The 10,173-nt window shown below is 36.0% G+C and carries 8 protein-coding genes and 1 tRNA gene; 6 read left to right on the plus strand and 3 right to left on the minus strand.

The window, feature by feature from the left end; genetic code table 11:
• Positions 1-132: 132 nt before the first annotated feature.
• From RMB06_RS09510 to RMB06_RS09520, 3 genes are all read left to right on the plus strand, one after another.
• On the plus strand, positions 133-4,638 hold the full coding sequence (locus RMB06_RS09510; protein ID WP_311079206.1) for an Hpt domain-containing protein: 4,506 nt from the start codon (positions 133-135) through the stop codon (positions 4,636-4,638).
• On the plus strand, positions 4,638-5,105 hold the full coding sequence (locus tag RMB06_RS09515; RefSeq protein WP_017385892.1) for a hypothetical protein: 468 nt from the start codon (positions 4,638-4,640) through the stop codon (positions 5,103-5,105). Before RMB06_RS09510 ends, RMB06_RS09515 begins: the two co-directional genes overlap by 1 nt.
• Positions 5,106-5,400: 295 nt before the next feature.
• The gene (locus RMB06_RS09520; protein ID WP_311079209.1) at positions 5,401-6,282 is read left to right on the plus strand and encodes an alpha/beta fold hydrolase; all 882 of its coding nucleotides are present in this window, start codon (positions 5,401-5,403) and stop codon (positions 6,280-6,282) included.
• A gap of 134 nt (positions 6,283-6,416) precedes the next feature.
• Here RMB06_RS09520 and dapE read toward each other — a convergent pair whose 3' ends face one another.
• From dapE to RMB06_RS09535, 3 genes are all read right to left on the minus strand, one after another.
• Complete coding sequence (dapE, locus tag RMB06_RS09525) at positions 6,417-7,553, minus strand: succinyl-diaminopimelate desuccinylase (protein WP_032056673.1); 1,137 nt, start codon at positions 7,551-7,553, stop codon at positions 6,417-6,419.
• A 126-nt stretch (positions 7,554-7,679) separates the two neighbouring features.
• On the minus strand, positions 7,680-7,823 hold the full coding sequence (locus RMB06_RS09530; protein WP_014207555.1) for an entericidin A/B family lipoprotein: 144 nt from the start codon (positions 7,821-7,823) through the stop codon (positions 7,680-7,682).
• 123 nt (positions 7,824-7,946) lie between these two features.
• Positions 7,947-8,828 carry a DUF1853 family protein gene (locus RMB06_RS09535; RefSeq protein ID WP_227062759.1) on the minus strand — a complete coding sequence of 294 codons (882 nt, stop codon included), beginning with the start codon at positions 8,826-8,828 and terminating at the stop codon, positions 7,947-7,949.
• A 103-nt stretch (positions 8,829-8,931) separates the two neighbouring features.
• Here RMB06_RS09535 and RMB06_RS09540 point away from each other — a divergent pair, with 103 nt between their 5' ends.
• From RMB06_RS09540 to RMB06_RS09550, 3 genes are all read left to right on the plus strand, one after another.
• Positions 8,932-9,300 (plus strand): YbaN family protein, encoded by a 369-nt coding sequence (locus tag RMB06_RS09540; protein WP_017400240.1) that lies wholly within the window; start codon positions 8,932-8,934, stop codon positions 9,298-9,300.
• A 90-nt stretch (positions 9,301-9,390) separates the two neighbouring features.
• Positions 9,391-9,894, plus strand: coding sequence for a cell wall-recycling L,D-carboxypeptidase ElsL (gene elsL, locus RMB06_RS09545; protein ID WP_057070566.1), 504 nt, complete (start codon positions 9,391-9,393; stop codon positions 9,892-9,894).
• 206 nt (positions 9,895-10,100) lie between these two features.
• Positions 10,101-10,173 (plus strand) — tRNA-Val (locus tag RMB06_RS09550).

The following is a 10,173-nucleotide window of genomic DNA, read 5'->3' on the forward strand; positions in this document are numbered from 1 at the left end:
AGCTGTTTCAGTACCGCTATTCTTCTAAAAAGTATTAACAACACCAGATAAATATTGGGGAAACAGCTATTTTTCTGGTGTTGACTCTGTCGTTTTTCTCCATTTTGGAGACAAGCAAAAGAAGCCTTTGCTATGAAAGAAATATTAAAAACTTTAACTGAAGCAATGATGCTACCGGAAGATAGCTACTCTCAACAAGACGATGAATTTCTTGAAATATTTGTCGAAGAAATTGAAGAAATTTTTGTTGAATTACAATCTTTGATTCACGAATGGATGCAATCTAAAAATATTGCTACGCTTACTGAAATCCGCCGTCATTTTCATACATTGAAAGGTTCTGGGCGAATGATTGGTGCCAAATCTTCTGCTGAGCTTGCTTGGACTGTAGAAGATACGCTTAATCGGGTAATCAATCAGAGTCTCGGATTAACTCCTAACATCCAACAATATGTTCAGTTGGTATTTAAGTTCTATTTCTTTAAGTTAGTAGATGAATTCAAATCTAAAAAAGATCATACCTTAGACTTTAGGCCCCTAATTTTATTGGGACAACAATTACAACAACAGCAAAGTGTAGAACCCGCGTTAGACGAACTTTTATTATTATCAGATATTCTTACTGCTGAAACTCAAACCGGTTTAGAAGCGAATGACTTAGAACCAGAATCAACTGAAGTTTTAACTATTTCGACTCCAGAAGTTGCTATAGAAACTGAACAGACCCTTGCTGAAACCTTAATTTTATTTATGGAAGAAGCAGAAGAGCACTTAGCGACTATTGATCAGTTTTTGGAAAAAGAAATACATCAGCATGAAAGTTATAATGCTTTAATACGTGCGTTACATACATTACGTGGCAGCTCTGCCATGGCTCATGTAGAACCAATCTTTGAAGCCAGTACCAAAGTTGAGCATTTATTTAAAATACTATTACAAGAAGAGCTTTCTTCTCATTCAGAAGAAGTTTCATTACTCCGTGATTATCGTCAGTTTATTCGAAATAGTTTAGATCTATTGGCTGCACATTGCTCTACTGAGCAATTGGAATGTGATCTACAAAAATTTAATCAGGTTTGGGATGCTTACATGGAGCAGCATGGTGAGCATTCGAGCCCACTCATGCCTCCACATGGTTTAGTGTCTCAGCTATTACAGCTAGATGTTGCTGAATTACTTGATGCGGAATTAGACTTTGAGAAGGGAATACGTACAGAGTTTCCTCATTATCTTGAACGTTTAAGTGAACAAGCAGATGTTTTGCTGCAACATACTCAATCGCAGGCAATGATTGGTTTATATGAATATACTAACCAGTTGAAAGAAAGCTACGACATATTGCTTGATCGACCTGACTTATTGCAATCAGATTATGTTTTTGAAATTTATCAAAAAGCGCACCAACAATTAATTCAGTTATTTGATGCATTAGCCGCAGGACAAAGAGTAAGTATTATTGAGCAACACCAAAATGTCTTGGACGAGCTAAAACTATATACTCAATATATTCCAAATCTTAATTCCGAATCATTAGAAACTCATCAAGACGTTGTTGAACCATTGTTTAATGCTGAAGTTGAACAAACAGCGAATGAACCTCTGATAGAAAATGTATTCACTGATCAGGTCACCATAGGGCAGAGTGTACAACTAGATCGACAATTCATTTCATCTGAGCATGTAAACCGTCATTTTGATCCAGACCTTTTAGATATTTTTCTTGAAGAAGCCGATGAGTTGCTTGAGGGAATGGATACAGATCTTAATCTTTGGGTTAATGATCAAGAAAACTTTGCCGCTCTCAATAATCTGATGCGTTATTTGCATACCTTAAAAGGTGGGGCAAATATGATTCAGGCAACTTATATTGGTTTAATTGCACATGAGTTAGAAAGTATTTATGAGCGTTTAATTCAAAAACAGTTGATAGTGTCGTCTGCTCTCATTGATTTTATTCGACTAGTTCAAGATGACTTGGCTGACCGTCTTCAAATAGTGCGTGAACAGCACCTAGATTATGCTGCTTCTCATACTATTCAAGCACTTAAAAATGCAGGTCAGGTATTTGATTCTCATATTAAAGAGAGCAAAACAGAACCTGAAACGTATGTTATATCTGAGTTAAATTTTGAAGTATTACAACAAGAAGCGATAAATAATACGGCGTCAAGCCTTAGTGAGTTAACTTTTGGTTCTGAGCAGATTGCTGAGTCTAGTAATCAACTTGTTGAGCAAACCGAATTACAGGTTCTTTATGCTGATCACGATCATACAGAGAGTATCCCAGATCAGGATATTAACTCTGTTGTCGAGCAGACATTCATGGAGGAAGCGGCCGAACTATTAGAGTTGGCCGATCACTTATTAAAACAATGGTTCGAGCAACGTACTAACCGTAGTATCTTGCTTCAACTACAAAGGGCAGTGCACAGCTTGAAAGGCGGTTCCCGTATGTTGGGACTTGAAACCGTGCAAGCGATTGCTTATCAACTTGAGAATGCTTTTGAACAATTTGCGCTTCATCATTTCAGCTCAAATATTTATGACAACTTATTAGAGAGTGCAATTGTCTGGTTAAAAGAGGCAATTTTTAAACAAAATTATCAACACTTCGATGGTTTACAACAAAGTCTGGAAAATATCCAGTTCATTGAAACAGCAATTCAAATTCCTAGTAAGTTAACTAGAACTGATCTATTCAGCACGGAACCTGTAATGAGTTTTGTGCAAGGTGACGGTACAGAACCACCGCCAATGATGGGTGAGTGGGAACAAGTACAACGCCTTGATCAAAATAATGAGATGATTCGAGTTTCGGCAGATTTAATTGAAAAAATGATTGATCTGTCTGGTGAAAATTCGATTAACCGTTCGCGAATTGAAATGGATTTAAGCCAATTTGGTCATACCTTAGCGGAAATGGAATTGGCTATTCAGCGACTTGCAGATCAGTTACGTCGAATGGAAGGCGAATTAGAAACCCAAATTATTGCAAAACACGGTATTGAGAACTCGCGTTATACGGAATTTGATCCGTTAGAGATGGACCAATATTCTTCATTAAATCAGTTATCAAAGTCTCTTGCCGAGTCTGCATCGGATTTAGTAGATTTTAAAAATACATTATCTGAAAAGATCAGAGACACTGAAGGTTTATTGGTACAGCAATCGCGTATTCAGGCTGAAATTCAAGAAGGTCTTATGCGAACACGCTTAGTACCATTTTCTCGATTGTTGCCTCGTCTCCAAAGAATTGTGAGACAGACTTCTACCGCGTTAAATCGACCAGCAGAGCTTTTTGTTAATAATACTGAAGGTGAGCTAGACCGGACAATGCTAGAACGTTTGGTTACACCACTTGAGCACATGCTTAGAAATGCAATTGACCATGGACTAGAAGACCGTGCGCAACGTGAACAAGCTAAAAAACCAGAAACGGGACGTATTGAACTCAATATTCATCGTCAAGGTACAGATGTTGTAGTTACATTTAAGGATGATGGGCAAGGTATTGATATCGAGAAGGTTCGTCAAAAGGCGTTAATGTCTGGTTTGATTAATCCAGAGCAAGTATTAGAACATCAAGATATTTTACAGCTAATTTTCCATCCTGGTTTAAGTACAGCCGATCAAGTGACTCAGATCTCAGGTCGTGGCGTAGGGCTGGATGTCGTGCAAAGTGATATTAAGGCCTTAGGTGGCCATGTGAGTGTCGACTCTGTATATGGGCAGGGAACTGTCTTTACTATACGTGTTCCAACGACAGTAGCTGTTAGTGATGCTTTAATGGTTAAAGTTGCTGATCAGCAATTTGCAATCCCACTGGCTCAGATTGATCGAATTGTACGAGTTTCACCAGCATCATTAGAACAATATTTCGGAAGTGCACAAGAGTTCTTTGAATTTGAAAATAAGCGTTATCCATTACGTTATTTATCTGAGTTTGTTGGTAACCAACCAATTCCGCGCTTAAGTGGAATGATGTATTCATTACCAGTATTAATGATTAAGGCAAGTAATGGACAAACCGTTGCATTATTAATTGACCAACTGATTGGCTCACGTGCACAGATTGTAGTTAAGCCAATAGGACAACAATTCTCTAGCATTGGTGCGATTGCAGGAGCAACTATTTTAGGTGATGGTCAAGTTTGTCTAATTTTAGATGGACAAAATATTGCTCGCCAAATTCAATCTACTCGCCGACATAAATCGCTTAATGAAACTATCTATAGACAACGCGAGTCTGACGAACGACGTCTTATCATGATTGTAGATGACTCGGTAACTGTACGTAAGGTGACGTCTCGATTACTTGAACGTCAGGGCTATGATGTAGTCACGGCTAAAGATGGGATTGACGCCATTGAGCAATTGGAAAATATTAAACCAGATCTCATGTTACTTGATATTGAAATGCCGCGAATGGATGGCTTTGAGGTACTTAACCTCGTTCGACATCATGGTCTACATCAAGATATGCCAGTGATTATGATTACATCACGAACTGGTGAAAAACACCGTGAACGAGCATTTACTTTAGGTGTGAACCAATACATGGGTAAACCTTTCCAAGAAGAAGACTTACTTCACAATATTGATGCGTTATTCATGAAATTTGAAGGGGGACTTGCCTAATGAAAAGTAATATAAGTACATCCTTAATTAATGAAATGGACCAGCAAGAGCTTCAGCATTTAATTACTGTCTCAACTGGTTTTATTGATGCATATATTATCGAGTGTCATCAGCAAGTGCCGATGCTATTGCCGCAAAATATAGTGTTATCTGCCATGGATGTTAAAAATGGTATCAAGCATATTGAATGGCATGATGTAAAACTCCCTGTTTATTCGGTTCACAACGAAATAGATTCTCGAGCAGTAGCTTTAGTCATTGAAAGCGAAGACGTTAGTCAACGTTTTGCACTTATGTGTAAATCGATGCCAGTTTCAGTGCGTCTGCGTATTTCTGAAGTCGTAGATGAAAATGAAGATATACAAGAGTCTTTACAGCACTCAACTGTATTTAAATATGTTCGTATGGACAATCAACGCTACCATGTTCCTAATTTGCAATATATTCAAAATTCATTTCATCTATAAAAAAAGGAACTCATTTTGAGTTCTTTTTTTTAAAAAATAGGTAAAATTCTTTTAGAGAATATAAATTTATTTTAAAAATCATTGAAGCGCTTGCTTTATTTATATCGTAAATTTATATTTTATATGTATTTCAAATGCTAAAATATAAGAAATTACCAATATTTACTTTTAATAAAGTCTCATACTAAATTTTAAAAGGAGATAAATTGAAGTTATAGTTAAAGGATGAGCCTAATTTTATTATATTAATCATAGCAAAATAACCTAAAATAAAATCTTCTATAGCAGAAAATAAATGTCAATTCATAAAGAGCTACATATTTTAAAAACAGATGATCATGGTGAATTTGCTTTATGGGAAATTTCTAAAAGAAATAATTCTCTAATAAAAAAAGAAGCAATTTTCTTATCTCATGGTGCATTTTCGGATAAAACTGTTTGTATAGGCATTGCAGATTATTTGGCAAATCATGGTTATATTTGTTTTATTTTAGAGTGGCGAGGGCATGGTACTAGCCCAAAAACAGATATACCATTTAATTTTGAAACTGTTGCATTATATGAATATAAAACTGCATTTCATTATATTCACCATCATTTTAATATAACCTCTTTGCACTGTGTAACACACAGTGGTGGAGGGCTATGCTTAACCATGTTCTTAATTAATTATCCTGAATATTTAAAAAATATTCAAAGTATTACTTTTGTTGCTTGCCAAGCATTTGGAGCAGTAAATAATTCCTTTGATTTTATTAAATTGTTTTCTGCAAAATTAGTTGTAAAAGGTCTAGGTCAGATTCCTGCTAATAAATTTAAGTTGGGGCGAATAAATGAAACCTATTACATGATGCGTCCATGGTTTAATTGGAACTTAAAGGAAAATTTTATAAGTGAATTTAAAGATATAGATTATAAAAAATTTATGAGTTCTATTAGAGTTCCAATATATTCTATTTGCGGGACTGGCGATAAATTTATTGCCCCTGCTAAAGGATGCTATAAATATTTGCAAGCTTTTGAAAATGAAAATAATATATTTCGAGAATTTGGCTATTCCAATAGTAACTTAGAAAATTATTCTCATAGTCGAATTGTACTTAGCCAAAATGCTGCTAAAGAAGTCTGGCCAACTATATTGCAATGGATAGATAAGAATTCAAAAGCAGCTTTTTAAGCTCTTTATATTAAAACTAATTTTCTAGTTTTTGAATATAAATAATATTTAAAATTTTTAAAGAATGTACTGATACTTTAAATATAAAAAACGCCCCCAAAAGGGCGCTTTTTCAATTCATTAGATTTTAACTTTTACTTAGCTAGCAAATTTTCCAAAATTTGCTCATAAATATCAGTTAGTGGATCAAGGTCTTGTACATCAACATGTTCGTTAATTTGATGAATTGTTGCGTTAAGAACACCTAATTCCAATACCTGTGCGCCTGTTGGAGCAATAAAACGGCCATCAGAAGTACCACCACTCGTTGAAAGCTCAGTTTCAGTACCTGTTACGTTTAAAATAGCAGTTTGCGCTGCATTAACGAGTTCACCCACAGGTGTTAGGAATGGTAAACCAGAAAGATTCCAAACGATTTCGTATTGTAAACCGTGTTTATCTAAAATCTCATGCACACGTTGTTTAAGTTGTTCTGCTGTCACTTCTGTTGAATAACGGAAGTTAAAAGTAACTTCTAGTGCACCAGGAATAACATTTGTTGCGCCAGTGCCAGCATGAATATTTGAAATCTGAAATGATGTTGCTGGGAAATATTCATTTCCATTATCCCAAACAGTTTGGCACAGTTCTGCTAAAGCTGGTGATGCTTCATGAATTGGATTACGCGCCAAATGTGGGTAAGCCACATGACCTTGCTTACCTTGAACTTTTAATACGGCATTAAGTGAACCACGACGACCATTTTTAACAATATCACCCAATTTATGAGTACTAGAAGGTTCGCCTACCAAACACCATGTCATCTTTTCGTTACGTTTTTCAAGAGTCTCAATCACTTTAACCGTACCGTTAATAGCAGGTCCTTCTTCATCAGAAGTAATTAGAAAAGCAATCGAACCCTTGTGATCAGGATGTTTTGTGACAAAACGTTCAGATGCAACGACCATAGCTGCAAGTGCTGTTTTCATATCGGCCGAACCACGACCATATAATTTTCCATCGCGAATTTCAGGTACAAACGGATCTGAATTCCATGCTTCTAACTTACCTGTCGGAACTACGTCAGTATGACCGGCAAAACAAAATACAGGTTCTTCAGTTCCGCGACGCGCCCAAAGATTGTCAACTTCACCAAAACGCATTGGTTCAATATGAAAACCAATTTTGGCTAAACGGTCTGCCATGATGGTTTGGCATGTATGATCAATAGGAGTAACAGAAGGTTGTTGTAACAGTTCTAAGCTAAGCGAGAGAGTGTCTGAATGGTTCATACCGAAAATTGCGTGCTGATCAGGTGAAATATAGTCCGATATAATAGGCGAATCTCTAAGGGATGGGTACGTAAAAATAAAAAAACCTTATCGGAATGATAAGGTTTTTGAAGTAACAACTCTAACTTACATTTTATCTTGTGTTTTTTCAGCAGTATTTGTTACAGCATCACCTGCTTTAGAAACATCTTGCCCAAAACCTTTAAACGTATTACACCCTGTTAAAATAACAGCAACCATTACAGACGCAGCTAAAACTTTTTTCATCATTTTCTCCGTTTAAATTTAATAATGAAGTAAATTTAGATTAAAAAACAAACGGAAAAAGAAACATGACTGTTTAATAGTAAAAACGTTATAAAATGTTTCTAGAAGCTTAAAACTTATTGTTAATTAGCTTAATTTTTGCAGGTGAGGCTTAATGTTTAAGTACGAAGGATGTCTAAACATATAAAACAAAACCTCTTCACTATTTTTACAATATAGACCGTCTGTCCACCAATGTGCTGGATTTGAAGTCTGCTCTTTATTTGGACACAACCATTCGTGTCTTTCCAATCGATAAAAAGAAGAATGGGGAATGGTAGTCCCCCAATATCCCAAACGACGCTTTAAATTTATCCAGTCTGGTAGCGACTTTTGAGAATTTAACTGAACTGGCAGGTAGAGTTGTCCTTTTAAAACCGCAAAACGTTGTTGAATCTTAAAATTTAATGCTTCAGAAAATTGAAATTGCTTATTCGTAAAATGATAAAGTTTCTTGCTTAAAGTATCCTGACGATTCAATCCAATCCATTGTTCTAAATGTAAGTCTGCCTCGCCCAAATAGTATTTTAACGCGACCTCCCAATGTTCAATTTGTTGAGTTTCTTTATTTAAAATTAAAAAATCTAGCTCACCTAAAGTTTTTGCTCCATCAATTTTTTGAATACTATGACCTAACAGTTGGTAAGGATGATAATTATCCTCTTGTAGCCAGAACCAAAGTAAATTCTCAAAGCGTAAACCTAAGCGTGTACTTTTAAGTTGAGATAAAAACTGGATTAAAGGCTCTGGTGACTGATCGAGCTCATTTAACCGTGGTAAATAATTTTGGAAATGCTCTTCCCATACTTCGGTTGGGTGCAGCTTAAAGTCGTGTTGTATAGAAAAACTTTTTGGTAATTGGCAAAGTAAATTTGGACTAGCAATACAAAAAGCCAACTGTCGCACTATAGGATGTTGAAATTGAAGCCATGGTTCGAAATAGGAAGTTTTCACTGAGGCAATATTCATATATTTAATACTCGAAGTAATTCATCCTAATTTCATAAGGGATCAACAAACAATATTAGAAAAACACTTTATACTAACGCTAACAGCAGGTTAAGGTTTATATATGCGAACATTGTTCTGGCGCTCTTTGGTCGTGATTTTTATCACACTAGGCATTATTGGAGCAATTTTACCAGGTATGCCCACAACAGTGTTTTTGATTCTAGCTGCATGGGCAGCTTCGAAAGGATGGCCACAAATGGATGATTGGTTATTAAACCATCCCAAATACGGCCCAACATTACGTGATTGGCGAGCCAATGGTACAGTACCACGTAAAGCCAAATGGATTGCAAGCATAATGATGGCAATCAGTGGCCTTATAATGCTGTTTACTTCAGCACCGCTTTGGGTCAAGGTTTTTACTGATACTACCATGTTCATCGTTGCAGTTTGGTTATGGCTACGCCCTGAGCCAAAATTAAAAGATTGATAATCTTTTAATTTTGGCTCAAGACAAGTTCTTCATATAAATTTTTACTTAAACTCAAGGTATTTGAGTTGATATAAGAGAATAAGTTCAATGTCTCAATTTAAGCTCGAAGAAGCAGATGTCCTCATCGATTTAGCAAATCAAACATTAACTTTGCCTAAACATAATAAGTTTTATGTCATTTCTACCGGAAAGAACGGAATTGGTGAGCAAGAGAATACTGGTAGGACTCCACGTGGATGGCATAGGGTTGCAAAAAAAATTGGTGCACAATCTCCTCAAAATGCGGTTTTTATTGCACGTAAGCCAACAGGGGAGGTCTATAGTAGTGAACTAGCAGCACAATTCCCTGAAAGAGATTGGATATTGTCACGTATTCTTTGGTTAGATGGCTTAGAAGAAGGCTTTAATAAAGGCGAAGGTCATGACACCATGCAGCGTTATATCTATATTCATGGCACACCTGATAAAGAACCGATGGGTGTGCCCATGTCACATGGATGTATTCGAATGCGTAATGAAGAAATCATTGAACTGTTTGATTTAGTCTCTGAAGATGCATTGGTTTATTTGTCTGAGCAATCTTTGATCTAAAATAAGATTTTAAAAATTCTTATTTAATTAGCTGAATGATCAAAATATTAAAATAAGTGCTTAAATAAAATACAAAAAATTGTTTTTTACTTAATAATGACTTATTTTTAATCATTCATTCGCATTTTTTTGAAAAGTTGTCGAAAAGCGTTTGACACCTGTTAAAGATTCTCTATAATGCACCTCACAAACGATGAAGACGTTAAGGGCGCTTAGCTCAGTTGGTAGAGCGTCTGCCTTACAAGCAGAATGTCGGCGGTTCGATCCCGTCAGCGCCCA

It is taken from the genome of Acinetobacter sp. V104_13 (genome assembly GCF_031798995.1).
Classification (GTDB): Bacteria; Pseudomonadota; Gammaproteobacteria; order Pseudomonadales; family Moraxellaceae; genus Acinetobacter; species Acinetobacter pittii.

What these genes read in the sequence shown, in the direction of transcription:
- RMB06_RS09515 (WP_017385892.1), top strand. Translation starts at nt 4,638, where the DNA reads ATGAAAAGTAATATAAGTACATCCTTAATTAATGAAATGGACCAGCAA.
- RMB06_RS09535 (WP_227062759.1), bottom strand. Translation starts at nt 8,828, where the DNA reads ATGAATATTGCCTCAGTGAAAACTTCCTATTTCGAACCATGGCTTCAA.
- RMB06_RS09520 (WP_311079209.1), top strand. Translation starts at nt 5,401, where the DNA reads ATGTCAATTCATAAAGAGCTACATATTTTAAAAACAGATGATCATGGT.
- RMB06_RS09530 (WP_014207555.1), bottom strand. Translation starts at nt 7,823, where the DNA reads ATGATGAAAAAAGTTTTAGCTGCGTCTGTAATGGTTGCTGTTATTTTA.
- RMB06_RS09510 (WP_311079206.1), top strand. Translation starts at nt 133, where the DNA reads ATGAAAGAAATATTAAAAACTTTAACTGAAGCAATGATGCTACCGGAA.
- dapE (WP_032056673.1), bottom strand. Translation starts at nt 7,553, where the DNA reads ATGAACCATTCAGACACTCTCTCGCTTAGCTTAGAACTGTTACAACAA.
- RMB06_RS09540 (WP_017400240.1), top strand. Translation starts at nt 8,932, where the DNA reads ATGCGAACATTGTTCTGGCGCTCTTTGGTCGTGATTTTTATCACACTA.
- elsL (WP_057070566.1), top strand. Translation starts at nt 9,391, where the DNA reads ATGTCTCAATTTAAGCTCGAAGAAGCAGATGTCCTCATCGATTTAGCA.